This is a genomic window from Nitratireductor soli, from assembly GCF_001050155.1.
In the GTDB taxonomy this organism is placed as follows: Bacteria; Pseudomonadota; Alphaproteobacteria; order Rhizobiales; family Rhizobiaceae; genus Nitratireductor; species Nitratireductor soli.
In genome coordinates this window covers 26,309-47,722 of the sequence record NZ_LFVY01000009.1, presented here as the reverse complement: position 1 = coordinate 47,722, position 21,414 = coordinate 26,309, and the positions used below count along the sequence as shown (strand labels likewise).

The window sequence follows — 21,414 nt, the reverse complement described above, 5'->3', positions numbered from 1 at the left end:
GGGAGCTTGACGCAGCTTCCCGCCACCCCCACATGTGGTGTGACTTCTTTTGCCGATAGGAGACTTCCAATGGCCACCGTGAAAACGGACAAGAGCAATTTCCAGTCCGACGTGCTAGAGGCAGCCGAGCCCGTGGTCGTCGATTTCTGGGCCGAATGGTGCGGCCCGTGCAAGATGATCGCCCCCGCGCTCGACGAGATTTCCGCCGAGCTCAACGGCAAGGTGAAGATCGCCAAATTGAACATCGACGAAAACCCAGAGATCGCCGCGCAATATGGCGTGCGCTCGATCCCGACTCTGATGCTGTTCAAGGGTGGCGAAGTGGCCGACATCAAGGTCGGCGCCGCGCCGAAGACGGCGCTTTCGGCCTGGATCAACGGCAACGTTGCCTGAGCACAAGCCAGCATTCCTGAAAAAACCCGGCTGCATTCGCGCTGGGTTTTTTGTTTCATTCATCCCCAGATAAGCAGCGCGGCCAGCCCCAGACCGCCGACGATCAGCCGCCACCAGCCGAACAGCGCATAGCCGTGCTGCGAGACATAGCCGAGCAGCCAGCGCACGACGAGCAGGGCCGCGGCGAAGGCGGCGATGAAGCCGATGGCGATGATCTTCACATCCGCCGCCGAGAGAATGTCGTAATTCTTGTAGAGATCGTAGGCGAAGGCGCCGGTCATGGTCGGCATGGCGAGGAAGAAGGAGAATTCCGCCGCCGAACGCTTGTCGGCCCCGAGCAGCAGCCCGCCGACAATGGTCGCGCCGGAGCGCGAGGTGCCGGGAATCATCGACAGGCACTGGATCAGGCCGATCTTGAAATACATGGCCAGCGGAAATGTCGTGATGTCGGTGTAGCGCGGCTTCTTCGCCCAGCGGTCGACCCACAGAAGCACGATGCCGCCGAGGATCAGCATGACGCAGATCAGCAGCGGCGTTTCGAACAGCACCGTCTTGATGATCTTGTAGGCCAAGACGCCGATGATGGCCGCCGGCAGGAAGGCGATCAGGATGCCGAGCACGAAGCGCTGCGTGCCGGGGTCGCGCGGCAGGTCGATCAGCATTTTCCACAGCCGCGCCGCATAGACGCTGAGGATCGCCAGGATCGCCCCGAGCTGGATCAGCACCTCGAAGGCCTTGCCGGTGGATTTGAAACCGAGAAAGTGCCCGGCGAGCAGGATATGGCCGGTCGAGGAAACGGGAATGAACTCCGTCAGGCCTTCCAGAATGCCAAGCAGAAGCGCCCCGATGATGGTCTGGTCCGTCACGTTCGCTCCTCGATGATGGCTTGCTTGTCAGTCCGGCGGTCTCCCCCTATAGCTGAAGGAAGAACGCCTAGAATCAGGTAATCAGAGGATTACCGCCGCGGCCATGAAATGGCCAGAGCCTTCCATTAGAAGTCACCGCATGCTGACGTTATTCCATCACCCGCTCTATGCTTCCTGTCGTTTTGTGCGGCTCTCCTTCGGCGAATATGGCGAGGAACTCGCCCTGATCGAAGAACGCCCTTGGGCCCGGCGCCAGGAATTCCTTTCTCTCAACCCGGCCGGCACCATCCCCGTGCTGCTGGCCGAGGGCGATCATCCGATCGTCGGCGCCACGGTCATCGCCGAATATCTCGACGAGACGCGCGGCGCGCTGAAGCGGGAAAAGCGGCTGATGGCCGAGGATTCGGTGCAGCGCGCCGAAATCCGCCGGCTGGTCGACTGGTACTTGATCAAGGCCGATACGGATGTGACGCGTCATCTGGTGCGCGAGCGCGCGCTGAAGCCGCACATGACCGGCACGGAAGGTGGCGGCTCGCCCGATTCGGCGACCATACGCGCCGCGCGCGCCAATGTGCGCCAGCACCTGAAATACACCAATTGGCTGGCCGGCACGCGCGACTGGATGGCCGGCAAGAAACTGTCCTATGCCGATCTCGCCGCCGCCGCGTCCCTCTCCGTGCTCGATTATCTCGGCGAGATCGAGTGGCGCGATTATCCAGCCGCGCGCGACTGGTACAGCCGCATGAAATCGCGCCCCGCCTTCCGCTCTCTCCTCACCGACCGCGTGCGCGGACTGTCGCCCGTCTCGCACTATGCGGATCTGGATTTCTGATGTGCGCGGCGCAGGCCGACCGGCTTCGCGCTTTCGTTGAAAAAGAGGCGCGCGCCGCCGGTTTCGATGCGGTGGCGGTCGCCTCGGCTGAAACGGCGCCGTCCCGCGCTGCCGAACTTGGCCATTTCCTCAAGGAAGGCCGGCACGGCACCATGCAATGGATGGAGGAGACGGCCGCGCGCCGCGCCCATCCGCAGGGTCTCTGGCCGGAAGCCCGCTCGGTGATCATGCTCGGCATGAATTACGGCCCGCAGGAAAACCCGCTTGCCATCCTCGAACGGAAGAACCGGGCGGCGATCTCGGTCTACGCGCGCAACCGCGACTACCACGATGTCGTGAAGGGCCGGCTGAAACAGATCGCCGGCAAGCTTGCCGCCCGCAGCGGAGCCGAGGTCAAGGTTTTCGTCGACACCGCGCCGGTGATGGAAAAGCCCCTGGCAAGGGAGGCCGGCCTCGGCTGGCAGGGCAAGCACACCAATCTCGTCAGCCGCGAATTCGGCTCCTGGCTGTTCCTCGGGTCGATCTTCACCACGGCGCAGCTCGCCCCGGACGCGCCCGAGCGGGATCATTGCGGCTCCTGCCGCGCCTGCCTCGATGTCTGTCCGACGGATGCTTTCCCCACGCCCTACCAACTCGATGCGCGGCGCTGCATCTCCTACCTCACCATCGAGCACAAGGGCCCCATCCCGCACGAATTCCGGGCGCCGATGGGCAACCGCATCTATGGCTGCGACGATTGCCTGGCCGTCTGCCCGTGGAACAAATTCGCGCAAGGAGCCGCCGAGGCGAAGCTGAAGGCGCGCGACGATCTGAACGCGCCGCCATTGGCCGATTTGCTGGCGCTCGACGATGCGGCGTTCCGCGCCTTCTTCTCCGGCTCGCCGATCAAGCGCATCGGCCGCGACCGCTTTATCCGCAACGTCCTGATCGCCGCCGGAAACTCCGGCGACGCAAGTCTGGCCGCCCCATGCCGGACCCTGGCGCGGGACCCGTCGCCTCTGGTGCGCGGCGCCGCGGTCTGGGCGCTCTCGCGCCTGCTGGACGGTGAAGACTTCGCCGCGCTTGAAGCGCACTTGCGCCCGTTGGAAAAGGATGCCGAAGTGCAGATCGAATGGGGAGCAAGGCCATGACCAAGGAATTCTTCATTTTCGGCGCCGGCTATTCCGGCCGCGCCCTGGCGCGCGAAGTGGTCGGTGAGGCCGAAGCGATCGCCGGCACGACACGCGACCTGGCCAATGCCGGCCGTCTCGGGCGCGCCGGCATCACGCCCCACGCGTTCACGGGCGGAGGCGCATTGCCGGTCGACATCGCCGATGCGCTGTCGCGCACGACCCATCTGGTGGTCGGCATTGCGCCCGGCGATGCCGGCGACCCGGTGCTTGCCGCCGCCCGGGAAACGATCACCGGCGCCATGCCGGCGCTGAAATGGATCGGCTATCTTTCGACGGTCGGCGTCTATGGCGATCATGGCGGGGCGTGGGTCGACGAGGCCACCCCCTGCAACCCCGTGTCCGAGCGGTCGAAACAGCGTGTGGCGGCGGAAGACGCCTGGCTGGCACTCGCCGCAGAGACGGGTCTGCCGGTCGCCATTTTGCGCCTGTCGGGCATTTACGGCCCGGGCCGCAACGCACTCGCCAATCTGGTCGACGGCAAGGCCCGGCGCATCGTCAAGCCCGGCCAGGTGTTCAACCGCGTCCATGTCGATGACATTGCAGGCGCCGCCGCCCATCTGGCGCGCCGCCGCGAAAGCGGCGTTTTCAACGTCACCGACGATGCGCCCGCCGCGCCACAGGACGTGGTCGCCTATGCGGCGCGCGTCATGGGCGTCGAGGCCCCGCCGGAAGTGGCCTTCGAGGATGCCGGCCTCTCGCCGATGGGCCGCTCCTTCTACGGCGAGTGCAAGCGCGCGGCGAATGCCCGGCTGAAGGCGACAGGCTATCGCTTGCGTCATCCGGACTACCGCGCGGCAATCGATGCCATGTGGGCCGACGAAAGCTGGCGGACAGAAAATTCCTGAAGGCCGTCGTCCATGATTCCCAAGCTGTGTTATGATTCGCCCCGACATTGGGTGGGTCGACGACGAGGAAACGATGCGATTTCCGACGCTTCTGAAGTTTGCCGCGACAGCAATGCTCGGCCTTTCCATGCTTGCCGGTGCGGCTCAGGCCGAGCCGTTGGCCAAGGATTTGTTCGGTGCCAAGAGGCTGCCGGCGGTGGCCGCGCCGCAGGCTTTCGGCTTCTATTCGAAAGGGTGCTTCGCCGGCGGCATGGCGATTGCCCGGGATGGCCCTCATTGGCAGGCCATGCGCCTGTCGCGCAACCGGCGCTGGGGCCATCCTGATCTGATCTCCCTGCTCGAGCGCCTGTCGCGCGAGGCCGCGCAGGATGGTTGGCCGGGCCTTCTCGTCGGCGATATCTCGCAGCCGCGTGGCGGGCCGATGCTGACCGGCCACGCCTCGCATCAGCTCGGCCTCGATGCCGACATCTGGTTCACGCCGATGCCCGCACGCCGCCTCACCAATGCCGAGCGCGAGAATGTCAGCGCGGTCTCCATGCTGAAGGGCGATTCGCTCTATGTCGACGACCGCAAATGGACGCCGGCACATGAGGCGGTGCTGCACCGCGCCGCCAGCTACAAGCAGGTGGAGCGTATCCTGGTTCATCCCGGCATCAAGAAGAAATTGTGCGACACGGTGCGCGGCGACCGCGGCTGGCTGAGCAAGGTAAGGCCCTTCTGGGGACACCATTATCATTTTCACGTGCGCATCGGCTGTCCGCCCGGCTCGACCGGCTGCAAGCGGCAGGATCCGACACCGCGCAGCGATGGCTGCGACAAGTCGCTCGACTGGTGGTTCACCGACGAGCCATGGCGGCCGGCCAAGGGGCCGGCCAAACCGAAGGCGCGGGACATCATGACCATGGCGGCATTGCCCGACGCTTGCCGCGCGGTGCTCGCAGCACCCTCACCCGCTTCCGAAATGGCCGTGACGCTTGGCGGCGGTGGTGCCGCTACCCAGGCGGCATCCCAGGTTGCGGCGCCCGAACTCCCGGTTCTCGGCTATCAGGAGATCGACCCGGCCAGCGTTCTCTCCGCCATGCCGGCGGGCCGTGTGCCACGCCCCAGCAACCGCCCGGCCTTGCAATAGCGCCCGCACGCAGCCAGGGAGCGCTGCCGGAGCCGGTGCAGATGCGGAGAAACGAAACAGGGGCGGGCAAGGTCGCCGATAGCGCGATTTTGTCGCCGCCGTGCTTGCCTTAACGCTTCAACCGATTTAATTGCCCCTGTAGGCATGGTTCGGTTTGCGCCGGTGAACGCGCAACGAAACCATGCAGGGAACAGGACCAGGCGCGGCCAACACGCCGCGATCAGACCAGCCGCGAAACCAACCGAGCCTCCGCCATGCATTTCAAGAATGAGAACGACACCGCGCTCAGATTTCCGGTCCTGATCGGCGATATCGGCGGCACCAATGCGCGGTTCGCCATTCTGGTCGATTCCAATGCCGAGCCGAAGATCTTCCCGGTGGTGCAGACGGCCGACTTCGCCACCATCGACGAGGCGATCCAGTCGTCCATCCTGGACCGGACCTCGATCCAGCCGCAATCGGCGGTGCTGGCGGTGGCCGGGCCGGTCGATGGCGATGAGATCGACCTGACCAATTGTGACTGGGTGGTGCGGCCGCGCCAGATGATGGAGGCGATGGGCTTTTCAGACATCATCGTCATCAACGATTTCGAAGCGCAGGCGCTGGCCGTCGTGGCGCTTGATGACGAGCATCTGGAGATGGTCTGCCCCGGCACGTCGGAAATGACTGGCAGCCGCGTGGTCCTCGGCCCGGGCACCGGGTTGGGCATGGCCGGCCTGGTGCATGCCCAGCACACCTGGTTTCCCGTGCCGGGCGAGGGAGGCCATGTGGATATCGGGCCGCGCACGGCGCGAGACCTGGAGGTTTTCCCGCATCTGGAGCCGATCGAAGGCCGCATTTCCGCCGAGCAGATCCTTTGTGGGCGTGGCCTGGTCAATCTGTATCGCGCCATCGCGGCGGCCGACGGCACGGAGGCCGTCCACCGGACGCCCGCCGACATCACCGGTGCCGGGCTTGCCGGCGGCGATATGGTGGCGGTGGAGGCGCTCGATCTGTTCGTCACCTATCTCGGCCGGCTGGCCGGCGATATGGCGCTGATCTTCATGAGCCGGGGCGGCGTCTATCTGACCGGCGGCATCGCGCAAAGGATCGTGCCGACCTTGAAGAACGGCAAGTTCCGCGCCGCGTTCGAGGACAAGGCTCCGCATGGCGACCTGCTGCGGGCCATTCCGGCCTATGTCATCACGCACCCGATGGCCGCCCTCATGGGCCTGGCCGCCTATGCGCGCACGCCGATGCGCTTCGGCGTCGAGACCGAGGGGCGGCGCTGGAAAGCCTGATTCGCCGTTGCATGCGCTGTCCTGAACGGGCATAGCCTGTTTCTGGCAGGCTGTGGGCACCGGTTGAACAGGAATGGATGCTTTGAGAATCGGAAGAAGCACTGAGGATTCAGGCGCAGTCATTCCCGTGATCCGGCGGATTTTCGCCGAGAACGGCCGCGAATACATCGGCCATTATGCGATTGCCATTGCCTGCATGCTGGCGATTGCCGCCACCACCGCGTTCAGCGCCTGGATCATGCGCGACATCATCGACGAGGTCTTCTACCGCCAGCGCTGGGAGCTGGTCGGCTGGATCTGCGGTGCCATCATCGCCGCTTTCGCCATTCGCGGCTTTGCCACCTACGGCCAGTCGGTGATGCTGGCCAAGATCGGCAACAACATCGTCGCCCGCTACCAGCAGCGCATGTTCGATCATCTGATGCGCCTCGGCATCGGCTTTTTCAGCACCACGCGCTCCGGCCAGCTTTCGGCGCAGATCAGCCAGAATGTCGGCGGCATTCGCGACCTGCTCAACATGACCGTCGCCTCCATCGCCCGCGATGCGGTGACGCTCGTCGGCCTGGTCGCCGTCATGGTGTTGCAGGACCCGCTTCTGTCGGTCATCGCCCTCGTCATCGGCCCGCCGCTCATCTATGCGGTCAACTATCTGATGCGCCGCCTGCGCCGCGTCACGCGCGAGGCCGTCGATGTCAATTCGCGCCTGCTCGGCGCCATGCAGGAATCCGTGCAGGGCATCGCCATCATCAAGGCCTTCACCATGGAGAAGCAGCTCTCCGACAAGATGACGGGCCTGATCGTCCATGCCGAGGAGCGCTCCAACAAGATCGCCCGCGTGTCGGAGCGGCTCGGCCCGATCACCGAGCTCCTGGCCGGGCTGGCGATCGCCGGCGTCATCGCCTATGCGGCCTGGCGCGCCTCGGTCAGCGCCCAGCCGCCCGGTTCCGTCTTCGCCTTCATCACCGCCCTGCTCCTGGCCTATGACCCGGTGCGCAAGCTCGCCCGCGTGCAGGTCAATCTCGAGCGCGCCCTGGTCAATGCGCGCATGATCTACGAAATCCTCGACATCGAGCCGCAGCAGGGCGACAGGCCCGGCGCCGGGGCTCTTTCGGTCAGGAATGGCGATGTCGTCTTCGACAAGGTCGCCTTCTCCTACAGCGAGGCGCTGCCGGTGCTGCACGGCGTCAGCTTCACCGCCAGGGCGGGCGAGACGACGGCCATTGTCGGCCCGTCGGGCGCCGGCAAGTCCACCCTGTTCGCGCTGCTGCAGCGCTTCTACGATCTCGATTCGGGCACGATCAGTGTCGATGGCGAGGACATCTCCAAGGTCACCAAGAGCTCGTTGCGCGGCGCCATCGCCTATGTCTCGCAGCAGCCATACCTGTTCGAAGGCACGATTCGCGACAACATCCGCTATGGCCGGCCCGACGCCAGCGACGCCGAGGTCGAGGAGGCCGCGCGCCTTGCCCATGCCGACGAGTTCATCCGCCAGCAGGTCTCCGGCTATGACACGCTGGTCGGCGAGAACGGCGCCACCCTCTCCGGCGGCCAGCGGCAGCGCGTGTCGATCGCCCGTGCCATCGTTCGCAACGCGCCGATCCTGCTGCTCGACGAGGCGACCTCGGCGCTCGACAATGAGTCCGAGGCGCGCGTCCAGCAGGCGCTGGAAGAGATCATGAAGACGCGCACGACGCTGGTCATCGCCCATCGCCTCTCCACCGTCGTCAATGCCGACCGCATCATCGTGCTCGAGGAAGGCCATCTGGTCGAGGAAGGCACGCACGCCTCACTTGTGCGCAAGCCGCACGGCATTTATGCACGCTTCCACAGGATGCAGCGCGAGCGCGGCGAAGACCTTCTGGCCGGCGCCGCGCCGGTGGAGGCACCTGCCGGCGAGGAGAGCAAGCCATGAGCGATATGGGACTGGTGATCGTCGGCGCGGCGGGGCGCATGGGCCAGACGCTGATCCGCACCGTTCATGCGATGGATGGAATGCACGTGGCCGGCGCCATCGAGCGCCCGGGATCGCCCTTTCTGGGCAAGGATGCGGGCGAACTGGCCGGCATCGGCATCATCAACGCCACCATCACCGACGACCCGCTGGCCGCCTTCGCCAAGGCCGATGGCGTGCTCGATTTCACCACGCCGGATGCCAGCGTCGAGTTCGCCGGCTATGCGGCGCAGGCGCGCATCGTCCATGTCATCGGCACGACCGGCTGCACGGCCGATCACGAGGCGAAAATCGCCGCCGCGGCCCATCACGCCACCATCGTCAAATCGGGCAATATGAGCCTCGGCGTCAATCTGCTCGCCGTCCTGGTGGAGCAGGCGGCGAAAGCGCTCGACGCTGCGGATTTCGACATCGAGGTGCTCGAAATGCACCACCGCCACAAGGTCGACGCCCCGTCCGGCACCGCGCTTCTCCTCGGCGAGGCGGCCGCCGAAGGACGGGCCATCGCGCTTGCGCAAAACAGCGTGCGCGTGCGCGACGGCCATACCGGCCCGCGCGAGGCGGGCACGATCGGCTTCGCCACGCTGCGCGGCGGCTCCGTCATCGGCGAACACTCGGTCATCCTGGCCGGCCCCGGCGAGCGCATCACCCTGTCGCATCAGGCCGAGGATCGCAGCGTCTTCGCCCATGGCGCGGCCAGGGCCGCACTTTGGGCGCATGGCCGCAAGCCCGGTCTCTATTCCATGCTCGACGTGCTCGGGCTGAACGCATAATCCGATCGACGAACCCCTGGAAGGAACCATCATCATGTCCGGCACCCTGATCCTCGTCCGCCACGGCCAGAGCGAATGGAACCTGAAGAACCTGTTCACCGGTTGGCGCGACCCCGGCCTGACGGAAAAGGGCCATGAGGAGGCGAAGGAAGCCGGCCGCAAGCTGAAGGCGCGCGGCTTCAGGCCGGACATCGCCTTCACCTCGGTTCTTTCGCGCGCGCAGGTGACCAATGACCACATCCTGCGCGAGCTCGGCCAGGAAGGCCTGGAGACGATCCGCGACCAGGCGCTCAACGAGCGCGACTATGGCGATCTCTCGGGGCTCAACAAGGACGATGCGCGCCAGAAATGGGGCGAGGAGCAGGTGCATGTCTGGCGCCGCTCCTATGACGTTCCGCCGCCCGGCGGCGAGAGCCTGAAGGACACGGGCGCGCGCGTCTGGCCCTATTTCCTGCACGATATCCTGCCCCATGTCCTGCGCGGCGAGACGGTGCTGGTTTCGGCGCACGGCAATTCGCTGCGCGCCCTGGTGATGGCGCTCGACGGCATGAGCGGCGAAGAGATCGTCAAGACCGAGATTGGCACCGGCGTGCCGATCGTCTACGTGCTCAACGCCGACTCGACGGTCGCCTCGAAGGAAATTCTCTAATGCATGCCGCATTCAAATGGATTCATTTGAATGACAACGAACATGCATCATTTCAAAGTGTTACAGCGCCCTTTGCGCGTCTGATAAGACGCGCGGCGCTGTAGGGCTGAACGCGTTCCGCGCGCCTTCCGGCAACGGCTCTGCGCGCCCATAAGGCGCCCGAAGGGCGCTGACGGGATGAATGGCGTCTCGCAGCCGTCATTTTCCCGCTGATGATCGAGAATCCGCGTTGACACGAAAGGACTTGGCCCTTACATCGGCAGCGCACACCTGCCCAGGTGGCGGAATTGGTAGACGCGCACGGTTCAGGTCCGTGTGCCGCGAGGCGTGGAGGTTCGAGTCCTCTCCTGGGCACCATAATCTTCCGCTTTCGATCCGGATTCCTTGATCTGCCGATCCATCGCGCGCACTCCGTTACCGCCGGGAAGGTTCATTCGACGAAAGCGGCGAGTTTGCCGAGTGTCGATCGCAAGCCGGCATCGTGGTCTTCAGGCCGTATCCCTTCCGGAACATTCTCGCAGGTGATCCTTACTGCGGTCCCGCCGGCGACCCGCTCCAGAGACCACGTCATGTGCATCTCGCCCGCGAAGGCCGGGTCTTCCGAGACGAAGTTCACCGCCTGGATTACGTGGCGGTCCGGCGCCAGCTCGACGAAGACACCCTCGATGACGTCTGCGTGCTCGGACGTCTTGCCGATGGCGGCATGATCCGGCTGATCGTAGATCAACGCCATGCGGTAAGTTCCGCCTTCACGCGCATCGAAAGCAAGAATCTCGCCGGCCATCCCAGCCGGCGGCAACCAGGTCACCCATGCTTCCGGGTCCAGGAATGCGCGGTAGATGGTTTGCGGCGACGCTGCGATTGTCCTCGACGCCGTGTCGGTTCTTGGCCTTTTGGAAACATTGGCCATGGTCAGACATCCTCCGATACTCCGCGTGTAGCCCGGATAGTCACAATTCCCCGGCCTTGGTTCAAGCGCATCATCGTTGTCGGTTCTCTGTCCAACAGGTTCTTCAGCGCTGTCATGGGGCCTGTTCCGCAGCCTCACAAGGGCTGGCGGACACGCCCGTTATGAACCGCGAGAACTTTTGGTCGGTTTTCGTCAGGCGGCGTGTGCCATCCTGTCCCCGGCCATGCGGTAGGAGATCGCCTCGGCCAGGTGGATGCGCGCCACGCTGTCGGCGCCGTCCAGATCGGCGAGCGTCCGCGCCACTTTGAGGACCCGGTGATAGGCGCGCGCGGAAAAGCCGAGCTTTTCACTGGCGTCGCGGATCAGAGCCATGCCGTCGGCGTCAAGCGGCACGATCTCCTCGATCAGCGCAGCGGAGCAGGCGGCGTTGGTCGTCCAGCCCGGCAGGCCGAGCGCCGTATAGCGCTGCTGCTGCAGGGCACGGGCGTGGGCAACGCGTACGGCAACCGCCGCGCTGGTCTCGGCGCGGGCCGCGCCGACCAGGTCGCCGGCCGAGACCGCCGGCACCTCGATCCTGAGATCGATCCGGTCGAGAAGCGGGCCGGAAATGCGCGCCTGGTAGTCGGTCTGGCAACGGGGACCGCGCAGGCAGCGATGGCCGGGCTCCCCCGCCCTGCCGCAGCGGCACGGATTCATCGCCGCGACGAGCTGGATGCGCGCCGGATAGCTGATCCGGTGATTGGCGCGGGCGATCACGCATTCGGCCGTTTCCAGCGGCTGGCGCAGCGAATCGAGCACCTGTGGTGAAAACTCCGGCAGTTCGTCGAGAAACAGAACGCCATGATGCGACAGCGAGGCCTCGCCCGGCCGGGCCTTGAGGCCGCCGCCGACGATCGCCGCCATGGAGGCCGAATGATGCGGGGCGCGGAACGGACGCCGGTCGGACAGTTTTCCGTCCGCAAGTTCGCCGGCGATCGAGGCGATCATCGACACTTCGAGAAGCTCGCGCGGCACAAGCGGCGGCAGGATCGACGGCAGGCGCTGCGCCAGCATCGACTTGCCGGCGCCCGGCGGCCCGATCATCAGCAGATTGTGTCCGCCGGCGGCCGCCACCTCCAGCGCCCGCTTGGCGCTCTCCTGTCCCTTGATGTCGGCGAGGTCCGGCCAGCGGCCGGGAGGCGGGCCGATGGCGGGTTCCGGGCGGCTCATCACCTGCGTGCCGCGAAAATGATTGGCAAGCCCGATCAGGCTGCGCGGCGCCAGAATGTCGATGTCGGCACTGGCCCAGGCGGCCTCCGCGCCGCAGGCATGCGGGCAGATCAGCCCCTTGCCCATGGCGTTGGCGCCCATCGCCGCCGGCAGGACGCCGTTGACCGCCGCCACCGTGCCGTCGAGCGACAATTCGCCGAGCACGACATAGCCGGCCAGCGCATCGCCCGGCACGGCGCCCAGCGCCGCCATCAGGCCGAGCGCGATGGGCAGATCGTAATGGCTGCCCTCCTTCGGCAGATCGGCGGGCGCCAGATTGACCGTCACCTTCTTCGGCGGCATGGACAGGCCCGAAGCATGCAGCGCCGCCTGCACCCGCTCGCGGCTTTCGGCCACCGCCTTGTCGCCCAGGCCGACGATCTGCATGCCCATCTTGCCGGGCGCGACCATCACCTGCACGTCGACCGGAACGGCCTCGATGCCCTGGAACGCAATCGTACTCACATGCGAAACCATTTTATCCCCCCCGGCAGCGTCTCAACTCCAGTGGTCTGACCGAAACGGATGGTAACCCATCTGTTGGGATCGCACCCTAAGCAAGAAGCCGATCACTCAATACAACCAGAATGAAGCATTTTTGATCGATCGAATCAAGAACATTTAGGGAACGAAGAGCTTGTATCCTCGCGCGGCGGTTGTGGTTGGTTGCAGCGGCAGAACAAACGAAGGCGCCCGGCCACATCTGCACCGGGCGCTTCATGTCGTGCGTCGATGGAAGCGTGCACGGCGCCTCAGGCGGCGCGGCGTGCCTCCACGGCATCCCAGAACAGGGCGGAAATGTCGGCGCCGCCGAACCGCTTGACCTCGCGCAGGCCGGTCGGCGAGGTGACGTTGATCTCGGTCATGAAGTCGCCGATCACGTCGATGCCCACCAGGATGAAGCCGCGTTCGCGCAGCGAGGGGCCGATGCGGGCGCAGATCTCGCGCTCCCGCTCGGTCAGTTCGGAGGGTTCGGCCCGGCCGCCGACATGCATGTTGGAGCGCGAATCGTGCTCCGCCGGCACCCGGTTGATGGCGCCCACAGGCTCGCCCTCGATCAGGATGATGCGCTTGTCTCCGGCCCGCACCTCGTTCAGGTAACGCTGGACGATGAACGGCTCGCGGAAGGCCTGCATGAACATCTCCAGCAGCGAGGCGAGGTTTCGGTCGCCCTCGCGCAGGTGGAAGATGCCGGCGCCGCCATTGCCGTAGAGCGGCTTGACGATGATGTCGCCATGTTTGGCGCGGAAATCGTCCACCTCGCGCGGATCGCGGGTGATCAGCGTCGCGGGCATCAGATCGGCGAATTCGGTGACGAAGATCTTCTCCGGGCTGTTGCGCACCCAGGCCGGATCGTTGACGACCAGCGTCTTCGGATGCACGCGGTCGAGGATATGCGTCGTCGTGATGTAGTTCATGTCGAAGGGCGGGTCCTGCCGCAGCAACACGACGTCCATGTGCGACAGATCGAGCCGCTCCGGTTCGCCCAGGGCGAAATGGTTGCCCTTCTCGTCGCGCACGGTCAGCTTTTCCGCCCAGACGATCACCTTGCCATCCACCATGGAAAGCCGGTCCGGCGTGTAGTGCCACAACGCATGGCCGCGCTGCTGCGCCTCCAGGGCCAGTGCGAAGCTGGTGTCGCCGGCGATCGAAACGGTGGAAATATGGTCCATCTGGACGGCGACTTTGAGCGGCATGGATCGGCACTCCGGGATGGTCTTCGGGATGCGCAGATGACGGTTCGTGCCGCCGCATGTCAAGCCGCCGATATGGCGGCGCTTCTCTGCACCAGGACTGTCCGCAGCCGGTTCACAATAATGATATATTGGATACTATTCTTAAAGACTTTAAGTCCATGGTCCGGCACGGAGTAGTGAAGCCCATAGTGGATCGGGAGTGGAGCGGAAAACCGATGAAGCCGGCGCCCGCATATGTTCGGACGACAACGGCAGACCAGGCCGATTACGCCTTCACGGATGCGCTGACGGGCCTTGGCAACATGCGCCGCTTCTTCGACAAGATCGACCGCTTGATCGATGATCGCGCCGATGATCCCGCTCCCTTTGCCATTGGTGTTCTCGATCTCGACGGCTTCAAGCCGATCAACGATCTGTTCGGCCGCGCCGCCGGCGACGAAATCCTGCAGCAGGTGGCGCTGCGGCTGCGCGCGGCGATGGACGAGAGTTCCACGGTCACGCGCATCGGCGCCGATGAGTTCGCCTTTCTGTACCCGATGGTGTTCAGCGAGGAAGCGGCGCGCGAGCGCACGCGGCTGCTGATCGAAGTCCTGTCGGCGCCCTATGATGTGGGGCATCGCACGGCGCGCCTGTCGGCCTCCGCCGGCTGTTCGCTGTTTTATTCCGATGACGAGACGAGCGAGATCCTGCTCAACAAGGCGGAGACGGCGCTTTACCAGGCCAAGCGCTCGGGGCGCGGAGCCGTCGTCGTCTACACCCGCGAGATGGAAGAAGCGGCCAAGCGGGTGACGCATATCGAGCAGGCGCTGCGCCGCGCCGTCGCCGCCGGCGAGGTGGAGCCGCATTTCCAGCCGATCGTCGATCTGGGGACCCGGCGCACCATCGGCTTCGAGACGCTGGCCCGCTGGACCGACCGCGATCTGGGTCCCGTTTCGCCGGGGGTCTTCATCCCCATCGCCGAGGAGCGCGGCATCATCGGCCCCCTGTCGCAGCTCGTGCTGCGCAAGGCGACCGAGGCGGCGCGCGGCTGGCCGTCGAACCTGTTCCTGTCGTTCAACCTGTCGCCGTCGCAACTGGTCGACCACAACACCGGCCTGCAGATCCTGTCGATCCTCGAGCGCACCGGCTTCGATCCGCGGCGGCTGGAGATCGAGATCACCGAAACCGGCCTGATGAACGATCCCGCTTCCGCCCAGCGCATCGTCGAGGATCTGCGCCGCGTCGGCATTCGCGTCTCGCTGGATGATTTCGGCACCGGCCAGTCGAGCCTCGGGCGCTTGCGCGAATTCCAGTTCGACAAGCTGAAGATCGATCGCGCCTTCGTCTCGTCGATTCTCGACGACCGCCCCTCGGAACACATCATCCGCGCCATTCTCGCCATGTGCGAGGGCCTGGGCATGGATGTGGTGGCCGAAGGCATCGAAGCGGAAGCACAGGCCGACCGGCTGGTGCAGTTCGGCTGCGGCGGCGGCCAGGGTTTCCTGTTCGGCCGCCCGTGCGATGCCGATGCAACGCTCGGCTATCTGCGCGAAACCGCGATGCGTCCGCCGCTGCGCAAGATCGCCGGCTGAACCCATTCCGCTGTTTTTCAACTCTGTTTTGGTTCCGGCAGCAGCAGGCTGGCATCCCAGATGCCGGCTTTGACGACGGCGGCCGCCAGCTCCAGCATCAGCGCGCGCACCGCTTCCTGGGCGAATGTGGTCGGCCGGTCGGCCATTTCGCAGAGATAGAGGGTCCGCGACAGCGTCGGCTCGATGATCGGCCGCGAATGCAGCAATCCGCTTTCAAGCTGCTCGTACATGAACAGCCTGGTGCCGATCGCGCAGCCGAGCCCGGCGGCCAGCGACGCGCCGATCGCCTGCACCGAATTCATCTGCAGCTTGGCCCGGCTCTCCAGTTTTCGCAGAAGCGAGACATCGTCCAGAAGAGCGCGCGCCGAGACGCCCTGGCGAAGCAGGATCAGCGGCATGTCCAGAATCTCGGAGAATCGCACCGGCTCGTCGGTGTTGCCGATGATGGCCGGCGTGCCGACGAGCAGCATCTCCTCCTCCAGCACCGGCTGCGTCCGCAGGCGCGGGTCGGCGGGCGGATTGTAGACGAGGGCAATCTCCACCTCCGACGTCATCAGGTGCATCAGCGTCGAGCCCGACAGGCTTTCCGACAGCGACAGCCGCACCTTGGGATGGTCCGCCATGATGCGCCGGACCAGCTCGACGCCGATCGCCTTCACCGCCGAATAGGCCATGCCGACCGACACGTCGCCGGCGATTTTCCCGTCTGCCTCGCGGATATCCTTCTCGGCGGCCGACATCGCCTTGAGAATGGATTTCGCATGCGTGTAGAGCCGCTCGCCGGCGGCCGTCGGCTGCATGCCGCGCGGCTTGCGGACGAACAGCTTGGCGGAAAGCTTGCGCTCGAGATTGGTCAGGTGATGGCTGAGCGCCGAAACGGCGACGCGGCAATGCTCGGCGGCATTCGACAAGGTACCATGCTCGTAGATGGCGGCGAAGTAGCGAAGCTGGCGGGAATCCATGGTTTCTATTCTTTAGAAGGGAACGTTAGAAACTTTATAATTTTCCGGCCCCACAAGCAACGCTACTGTCAGGCGCATGACGGACAGCGAAAGAACAGACGCGGAGCATCCCTTCCGCCCCCTCGACGGCGTGCGCGTCGTCGAAATGAGCCACATGATCATGGGGCCGTCCTGCGGGCTGTTTCTGGCGTTTCTCGGCGCCGAGGTGATCAAGGTCGAGCCGCCGGAGGGCGACAAGACGCGACACCTGACTGGTATGGGCAGTCCATTCTTCCCGCTTTTCAACCGCGGCAAGAAATCGGTTCAGCTCGATCTCAAGACCAGCCAGGGACGCGCCGCGCTTGACCGCCTGCTGGCGACGGCGGATGTCTTTGTCGAGAATTTCCGCGATGCTTCGCTGGCAAAGATGGGTGCCGATCCCGAAGACCTCCACACCCGTTTTCCGCAGCTCATCATCGCCTCCCACAAGGGCTTTCTGCGCGGGCCATATCAGGATCGCACGGCGCTCGACGAGGTCGTGCAGATGATGACCGGCCTCGCCTACATGACCGGCCCGACGGGCCGTCCGCTGCGCGTTGGTTCGTCGGCTAATGATATCATGGGTGGCCTGTTCGGCGCGTTCTCGGTGCTGGCGGCGCTGATGGAGCGCCGCGAGACCGGAAAGGGCCGCAGCCTGCGCGTCGGCCTGTTCGAGAACTGCCTGCTGCTGGTCGCCCAGCACATGGTGCAGTTCGAACTGGAGGGGACGAGCCCGCCGCCCATGCCCGAGCGCAGCTTCTCCTGGCCGGTCTACGACATCTTCGAGACCGCCGATGGGCGGCAGATATTCGTCGGCGCGGTGACCGAAGGCCAATGGGTCTCCCTGTGCAGATTGCTTGAGCTGGACGAGCTTCTGTCCGACGCGCGTCTGCAGAAGCGGATGGACCAGATCGACGCGCGCGACTGGACGGTGCCGATCGTCGCCAAGGCCATCGCCAGGCGCCAGGCAGGCCCCCTGCTCGACGCCTTCGAGCGGGTCGGCATTCCCTATGCGCCGATTGCCAGGCCGGCCGACATGTATGGCGACCCGCATGTGATGCGGCCGGGCGGGTTGGCAGCCTCGACCATGCCGGACGGGCGCTCGTTCCGCGCGCCGTCGCTGCCCTTCGAGGTCGATGGCGTGATGCTGTCGGGTGGCGGCGACCTGGCGGCCATCGGCCAGGACACGGAAACCGTGTTGAAGAGCCTCGGGCTCGATGACGACGAGATCGCAGCCGCCCGTGGCCCGCTGCGCGCCGAGGCCGCATGACCGGCCCTGCGGAAATACATGCGCACATCTATCCGCAGGACCGCGTTTCGCTGCGCGAGGTCGGCCTGCGCGATGGATTGCAGCTCGTGAAGGCATTTCCGTCGTCCGCCGCCAAGCACGAATGGCTGGTGCGCGAGCATGCGGCCGGCGTCCGCCATTTCGAGGTTGGTTCATTCCTGCCGGCTTCCCGCATGCCGCAATTCGCCGATGTGCGCGACATGATTGCGGCCGTGAGTTCGCTCGGGGGAGCCCGCTCGGCGGCGCTGGCGCTCAATGAGCGCGGCGCCGCCGACGCGGTCGGGACCGGGCTCGATGAAATCGTCTGCGTGGTCTCGGCCACCGAGGAACACAGCCAGGCGAACATGCATCGCTCGCGCCGGGAAGCGGTCGAGCTGGTCGGCAAGGTCGCCCGGCTGCGCGACGAGAAAGGCCATAAGGCGATCGTCAATGCCGGCATCTCCATGGCGTTCGGCTGTTCCATCGCCGGGGAGGTCGATCCGGCTGAGGTGCTGCGCCTGGCGGAAGCCTGCCTCGTCGCCGGCGCGGACATCGTCGGCATCGCCGATACGGTCGGTTTCGCCGGACCCAGGCAGGTCGCCGAACTGACGGCGGCGATGGCCCGGCTGTGTGGCAAACATCCGTTCATCGTCCATCTGCACGACACGCGCGGCATGGGCATCGCCAATGCGTCGGCGGCGCTCGATGCGGGCTGCCGCGTGCTCGATGGGTCGCTCGGCGGCCTTGGCGGTTGTCCTTTCGCGCCGGGCGCGACGGGCAATGTCGTGTTCGAGGATCTGGTCTTCCTCTGCGAGACCAAGGGATTTCCCACCGGCATCGACCTGGACGCGCTGATGGGTGCCCGGTCGATCGCCGAGAGCGAAATGCCGGATGAGCAGTTTTACGGTTCCATCGCGCGCGCGGGCGCACCCCGCGTCGTCGCGTGGCGCGCCTGACCGGACGTTGGAGGACGCCCAGGCGGCAGGAGACATTCACAAAACCCAGCAATTCCAGGGAGGAAACCATGGGAAAGATACTGAGTGGAATACTCGCCGTTTTGGCGATGTCGGCGGCGTCCACAACCATCGCCGAGGCGGCCACGGCCATGCGCTGCAGCCACCAGCTGCCGCCGGCCCACCACATCGCCAAGGTGGTGGACCAATGGGCCGCCGAGGTCGAGAAACTGTCGGAAGGCGAACTCGACGTGCAGGTGTTCGGCGCCGACAGCCTGGTCAAGGCGAATGACAACATCCTGTCCGTCGCCAAGGGCGACATCGAATGCGCCTTCTCGCTGAATTTCCAGTGGGGCAAGACATTGCCGCTGATGAACGTCACGGTCGGCCCCTACACCATGTCCTCCATCGAGGCGTGGAAGAAATGGCCGACCTCCGAGGCCGCCGCCTTCCTCGAGGAGAAGCTTGCCGACAAGGGCGTCAGGAACATCGCCTGGATGTTCCAGACCAATGTCAGCGTCTTCACCTCCAAGGGCAAGCCGCTGCTCAAGCCGGAAGACTTCCGGAACATCAAGATGCGCGGCCTCGGCCCCGCCTTCGACCGCAGCCTGAGCGCCATGGGCGCCTCGACCGTGTCGATGCCCGGCAGCGAGGTCTATCAGGCCCTGGCGACGGGCGTCATCGATGCCGCCATCACCGACGTTGCGGCCGCCTATTCGCGCAAGTATTTCGAGGTTCAGGACCATTTCACCGTCGTACCCGTGCTCGCCGCCTATCTGCATGGCTACGTCACCCCGTCCTGGTATGATGGCCTGAGCGACAAGTCGAAGGCGGCGCTGAAACAGGCTGGTGAAATGGCCTCGGTCTGGGCGATCGAAGCCTCGCAGGCGGCTTCAGCCGACGCGCCGAAGCAGCTCGAGGAGAAGGGCGTCAAGGTCCACATCGCCACCGATGCCGAGAACGAGGCCTTCAAGGCCGCCATGCAGCCGGCCTTCAACGAGGGATTCGCCGAGGAAACCGGCGAGGACGGCAAGAAACTGCTCGAGCTCGTCGAGAAAATCCAGTAGGGCGCTCCGATGAGCCTCGACAGGATCGACGATGAGGAGGCGCCGCGCGCCTCCTCCAGGCTGGACGCGGCAATCGCCGTGATCTCGCGCATCGGCGGCGGCCTCAGCGCGCTGCTGCTGCTGGTCGTGCTCGGCGTGACGGCGCTCAGCGTGTTCAACCGCTATGTGCTGGGCCGGCCGCTTGTCGGCGTCGACGAGGCCACCGGCTTCCTCGTCGTCGCCATCGTCATGTTCGGCGCGGCCGAGGCGCTCCGGCGCGGCGATCACATCCGCATCGATCTCCTGTTCGACATGGCCGGGCCGCGCGGCCGCTGGTGGCTTGAACTGTGGTCGCAGCTCGCGGTCATCGTCTTTGCCGCCCTGCTGATGCGGGCCGCCTGGCACACGGTCGCCTTCTCCCGGCAGTTCGAGGCCTATTCGACGGGCTATCTCTCGATACCGCTGTGGATTCCGCAATCGACCATGGTGGCCGGCGCCGGGCTTCTGGTCCTGGCGGCGCTCGGTGGCCTTCTTCGCCATTTGCGAGGCCGCGCATGACCATCACCCTCATCCTTGCCGCGCTGATCGTCCTGCTGCTCACCGGCATGCCGATCTTCGCCGCGCTCGGCCTGTCCTCGCTCGCCGTGCTCTACCTGTTCGAGGGGAAAATCGATTCCATGGCGGATACGGTTTTCGCCAGCCTCAACAATCCGCTCCTGGCGACGATCCCGATGTTCGCCTTCATGGCGCACATCATGATCAAGGCCAAGGTCGTCGACGATCTCTACGACATGGCCAACAAGCTCGTCGGCCACGTCAAGGGCGGGCTGGGCTTCGCCACCATCCTGTCCTGCACCATCTTCTCGACCATCTCCGGCTCGTCCGTGGCCACCGCGCTCACCATCGGCTCGACGGCGATCCCGCAAATGCAGCGCTTCGGCTACCGCTCGCGCGACACCTACGGCATCATCGCCGCCGGCGGCACGCTCGGCATTCTCATTCCGCCCTCCGGGCCGATGATCCTCTACGCCATCGTCACCGATGCCTCCATCGGCGCCCTGTTCCTGGCCGGGCTCATCCCGGGGCTGCTGATGGCGGTGATCTTCGCCGTGTTCAGCTGGTATCAGGCGAACGCCCATGGCGAAACGGAGAAGCAGGGCTGGCCCGGCGCGCGCGCCGTGATCCGCGCCTTCGCCAATTCCATCTGGGCGGTGGCGATGCCGCCGGTCATCCTCGGCGGCATCTATCTCGGCGTCTTCACCGCCGTCGAGGCGGCCGCCGTCGGTGCGGTCTATGCGCTGCTGGTGGCGTTGCTCGTCTACCGCAACGTGTCGCTGATGGATTTGTGGGACTGCACCTGGCAGACCATGCGCACCACGGCGATGCTGTTCATGATCATCGCCGCGGCTGGGCTGTTCGGCCACGCCATCACCATCATCCGCCTGCCGGCCGAGATCATGGAGGGGGTTACAGCACTCGGCCTGTCGCAGACCGGTTTCATGCTGGTGGTGATGATCGCCATCTTCATTCTCGGCATGTTTCTCGAGACGATCGCCATCATCCTCATCACCACGCCGATCATCCTGCCGACGATGACCTTGCTGGAGATCAACCCGATCTGGTACGGGGTGATGCTGATGATCAACCTCGAGCTTGCGCTCATCACGCCGCCGGTCGGCATGAACCTGTTCATCCTGAAGGGCATCACCGGCGCGCCTCTGTCGGAGATCATGCGCGGGGCGCTGCCCTATGTGCTGCTGCTGATCCTCGGTCTGGCCATCATGTGGGTCTTCCCGCAACTGTCGCTGTGGCTGCCGACGACCGCCGGGTTCGGCCGGTAGACCTTTCCGGG

The 21,414-nt window shown here is 65.4% G+C and carries 20 protein-coding genes and 1 tRNA gene; 16 read left to right on the top strand and 5 right to left on the bottom strand.

What is annotated here, in order from left to right:
- Positions 1-69: 69 nt before the first annotated feature.
- Entirely contained in the window at positions 70-393 is a 324-nt protein-coding gene (gene trxA, locus AB843_RS12505; protein ID WP_048647196.1) for a thioredoxin, read from the top strand.
- A 59-nt stretch (positions 394-452) separates the two neighbouring features.
- Here the strand turns inward: trxA and AB843_RS12500 are convergent, their stop codons facing one another.
- Positions 453-1,259: an undecaprenyl-diphosphate phosphatase gene (locus tag AB843_RS12500; protein ID WP_048647195.1), complete on the bottom strand. Its 807-nt coding sequence runs from the start codon at positions 1,257-1,259 to the stop codon at positions 453-455.
- A gap of 139 nt (positions 1,260-1,398) precedes the next feature.
- Between AB843_RS12500 and AB843_RS12495 the strand changes: the two genes are divergently transcribed.
- From AB843_RS12495 to AB843_RS12455, 9 genes are all read left to right on the top strand, one after another.
- Positions 1,399-2,091 (top strand): glutathione S-transferase family protein, encoded by a 693-nt coding sequence (locus tag AB843_RS12495; RefSeq protein ID WP_048647194.1) that lies wholly within the window; start codon positions 1,399-1,401, stop codon positions 2,089-2,091.
- Positions 2,091-3,221 carry a tRNA epoxyqueuosine(34) reductase QueG gene (queG, locus tag AB843_RS12490; RefSeq protein WP_048647193.1) on the top strand — a complete coding sequence of 377 codons (1,131 nt, stop codon included), beginning with the start codon at positions 2,091-2,093 and terminating at the stop codon, positions 3,219-3,221. The genes AB843_RS12495 and queG overlap by 1 nt, the downstream gene beginning before the upstream one ends.
- Positions 3,218-4,108 (top strand): SDR family oxidoreductase, encoded by an 891-nt coding sequence (locus tag AB843_RS12485; RefSeq protein WP_048647368.1) that lies wholly within the window; start codon positions 3,218-3,220, stop codon positions 4,106-4,108. Before queG ends, AB843_RS12485 begins: the two co-directional genes overlap by 4 nt.
- 73 nt (positions 4,109-4,181) lie before the next feature.
- Positions 4,182-5,237 (top strand): penicillin-insensitive murein endopeptidase, encoded by a 1,056-nt coding sequence (mepA, locus tag AB843_RS12480; RefSeq protein ID WP_048647367.1) that lies wholly within the window; start codon positions 4,182-4,184, stop codon positions 5,235-5,237.
- 254 nt (positions 5,238-5,491) lie between these two features.
- Entirely contained in the window at positions 5,492-6,517 is a 1,026-nt protein-coding gene (locus tag AB843_RS12475) for a glucokinase (protein ID WP_048647192.1), read from the top strand.
- Positions 6,518-6,590: 73 nt separating this feature from the next.
- Positions 6,591-8,429: an ABC transporter ATP-binding protein gene (locus tag AB843_RS12470; protein WP_048647191.1), complete on the top strand. Its 1,839-nt coding sequence runs from the start codon at positions 6,591-6,593 to the stop codon at positions 8,427-8,429.
- Complete coding sequence (dapB, locus tag AB843_RS12465) at positions 8,426-9,241, top strand: 4-hydroxy-tetrahydrodipicolinate reductase (RefSeq protein ID WP_048647190.1); 816 nt, start codon at positions 8,426-8,428, stop codon at positions 9,239-9,241. The genes AB843_RS12470 and dapB overlap by 4 nt, the downstream gene beginning before the upstream one ends.
- Before the next feature lie 34 nt (positions 9,242-9,275).
- Positions 9,276-9,890 carry a 2,3-bisphosphoglycerate-dependent phosphoglycerate mutase gene (locus tag AB843_RS12460; RefSeq protein ID WP_048647189.1) on the top strand — a complete coding sequence of 205 codons (615 nt, stop codon included), beginning with the start codon at positions 9,276-9,278 and terminating at the stop codon, positions 9,888-9,890.
- A 272-nt stretch (positions 9,891-10,162) separates the two neighbouring features.
- Positions 10,163-10,247: transfer RNA gene (locus AB843_RS12455), tRNA-Leu, on the top strand.
- Between the two features lie 73 nt (positions 10,248-10,320).
- On the opposite strand, the gene AB843_RS12450 is transcribed toward AB843_RS12455, so the two are convergent.
- From AB843_RS12450 to gshB, 3 genes are all read right to left on the bottom strand, one after another.
- On the bottom strand, positions 10,321-10,800 hold the full coding sequence (locus AB843_RS12450; protein ID WP_048647188.1) for an SRPBCC family protein: 480 nt from the start codon (positions 10,798-10,800) through the stop codon (positions 10,321-10,323).
- 192 nt (positions 10,801-10,992) lie between these two features.
- Entirely contained in the window at positions 10,993-12,525 is a 1,533-nt protein-coding gene (locus tag AB843_RS12445) for a YifB family Mg chelatase-like AAA ATPase (protein ID WP_048647187.1), read from the bottom strand.
- Between the two features lie 275 nt (positions 12,526-12,800).
- Entirely contained in the window at positions 12,801-13,745 is a 945-nt protein-coding gene (gene gshB / locus AB843_RS12440) for a glutathione synthase (RefSeq protein ID WP_048647186.1), read from the bottom strand.
- A gap of 215 nt (positions 13,746-13,960) precedes the next feature.
- On the opposite strand from gshB, the gene AB843_RS12435 reads away from it, so the two are divergent.
- The gene (locus AB843_RS12435; protein WP_048647185.1) at positions 13,961-15,316 is read left to right on the top strand and encodes a putative bifunctional diguanylate cyclase/phosphodiesterase; all 1,356 of its coding nucleotides are present in this window, start codon (positions 13,961-13,963) and stop codon (positions 15,314-15,316) included.
- A gap of 17 nt (positions 15,317-15,333) precedes the next feature.
- On the opposite strand, the gene AB843_RS12430 is transcribed toward AB843_RS12435, so the two are convergent.
- Complete coding sequence (locus tag AB843_RS12430; protein ID WP_048647184.1) at positions 15,334-16,278, bottom strand: LysR family transcriptional regulator; 945 nt, start codon at positions 16,276-16,278, stop codon at positions 15,334-15,336.
- A 76-nt stretch (positions 16,279-16,354) separates the two neighbouring features.
- On the opposite strand from AB843_RS12430, the gene AB843_RS12425 reads away from it, so the two are divergent.
- The 5 genes from AB843_RS12425 to AB843_RS12405 all read left to right on the top strand — a co-directional run bounded on the left by AB843_RS12425 (position 16,355) and on the right by AB843_RS12405 (position 21,403).
- Positions 16,355-17,566, top strand: a complete 1,212-nt coding sequence (locus tag AB843_RS12425) for a CaiB/BaiF CoA transferase family protein (protein WP_048647183.1) — start codon at positions 16,355-16,357, stop codon at positions 17,564-17,566.
- Positions 17,563-18,519, top strand: coding sequence for a beta/alpha barrel domain-containing protein (locus tag AB843_RS12420; RefSeq protein ID WP_048647182.1), 957 nt, complete (start codon positions 17,563-17,565; stop codon positions 18,517-18,519). Before AB843_RS12425 ends, AB843_RS12420 begins: the two co-directional genes overlap by 4 nt.
- Positions 18,520-18,587: 68 nt before the next feature.
- The gene (locus AB843_RS12415; protein ID WP_048647181.1) at positions 18,588-19,583 is read left to right on the top strand and encodes a TRAP transporter substrate-binding protein; all 996 of its coding nucleotides are present in this window, start codon (positions 18,588-18,590) and stop codon (positions 19,581-19,583) included.
- A 9-nt stretch (positions 19,584-19,592) separates the two neighbouring features.
- Positions 19,593-20,120: a TRAP transporter small permease gene (locus AB843_RS12410; RefSeq protein ID WP_048647180.1), complete on the top strand. Its 528-nt coding sequence runs from the start codon at positions 19,593-19,595 to the stop codon at positions 20,118-20,120.
- Positions 20,117-21,403: a TRAP transporter large permease gene (locus AB843_RS12405; protein ID WP_048647179.1), complete on the top strand. Its 1,287-nt coding sequence runs from the start codon at positions 20,117-20,119 to the stop codon at positions 21,401-21,403. Before AB843_RS12410 ends, AB843_RS12405 begins: the two co-directional genes overlap by 4 nt.
- The last annotated feature ends 11 nt before the right edge of the window (positions 21,404-21,414 follow it).

Excerpts from the sequence above, each read along its gene's own strand:
- AB843_RS12450 (WP_048647188.1), bottom strand. The coding sequence starts at position 10,800 with ATGGCCAATGTTTCCAAAAGGCCAAGAACCGACACGGCGTCGAGGACA.
- AB843_RS12415 (WP_048647181.1), top strand. The coding sequence starts at position 18,588 with ATGGGAAAGATACTGAGTGGAATACTCGCCGTTTTGGCGATGTCGGCG.
- AB843_RS12485 (WP_048647368.1), top strand. The coding sequence starts at position 3,218 with ATGACCAAGGAATTCTTCATTTTCGGCGCCGGCTATTCCGGCCGCGCC.
- gshB (WP_048647186.1), bottom strand. The coding sequence starts at position 13,745 with ATGCCGCTCAAAGTCGCCGTCCAGATGGACCATATTTCCACCGTTTCG.
- dapB (WP_048647190.1), top strand. The coding sequence starts at position 8,426 with ATGAGCGATATGGGACTGGTGATCGTCGGCGCGGCGGGGCGCATGGGC.
- AB843_RS12405 (WP_048647179.1), top strand. The coding sequence starts at position 20,117 with ATGACCATCACCCTCATCCTTGCCGCGCTGATCGTCCTGCTGCTCACC.
- AB843_RS12495 (WP_048647194.1), top strand. The coding sequence starts at position 1,399 with ATGCTGACGTTATTCCATCACCCGCTCTATGCTTCCTGTCGTTTTGTG.
- AB843_RS12410 (WP_048647180.1), top strand. The coding sequence starts at position 19,593 with ATGAGCCTCGACAGGATCGACGATGAGGAGGCGCCGCGCGCCTCCTCC.
- mepA (WP_048647367.1), top strand. The coding sequence starts at position 4,182 with ATGCGATTTCCGACGCTTCTGAAGTTTGCCGCGACAGCAATGCTCGGC.
- AB843_RS12470 (WP_048647191.1), top strand. The coding sequence starts at position 6,591 with ATGGATGCTTTGAGAATCGGAAGAAGCACTGAGGATTCAGGCGCAGTC.
- AB843_RS12430 (WP_048647184.1), bottom strand. The coding sequence starts at position 16,278 with ATGGATTCCCGCCAGCTTCGCTACTTCGCCGCCATCTACGAGCATGGT.
- AB843_RS12460 (WP_048647189.1), top strand. The coding sequence starts at position 9,276 with ATGTCCGGCACCCTGATCCTCGTCCGCCACGGCCAGAGCGAATGGAAC.
- AB843_RS12420 (WP_048647182.1), top strand. The coding sequence starts at position 17,563 with ATGACCGGCCCTGCGGAAATACATGCGCACATCTATCCGCAGGACCGC.
- AB843_RS12425 (WP_048647183.1), top strand. The coding sequence starts at position 16,355 with ATGACGGACAGCGAAAGAACAGACGCGGAGCATCCCTTCCGCCCCCTC.
- AB843_RS12445 (WP_048647187.1), bottom strand. The coding sequence starts at position 12,525 with ATGGTTTCGCATGTGAGTACGATTGCGTTCCAGGGCATCGAGGCCGTT.
- queG (WP_048647193.1), top strand. The coding sequence starts at position 2,091 with ATGTGCGCGGCGCAGGCCGACCGGCTTCGCGCTTTCGTTGAAAAAGAG.
- trxA (WP_048647196.1), top strand. The coding sequence starts at position 70 with ATGGCCACCGTGAAAACGGACAAGAGCAATTTCCAGTCCGACGTGCTA.
- AB843_RS12435 (WP_048647185.1), top strand. The coding sequence starts at position 13,961 with ATGAAGCCGGCGCCCGCATATGTTCGGACGACAACGGCAGACCAGGCC.
- AB843_RS12475 (WP_048647192.1), top strand. The coding sequence starts at position 5,492 with ATGCATTTCAAGAATGAGAACGACACCGCGCTCAGATTTCCGGTCCTG.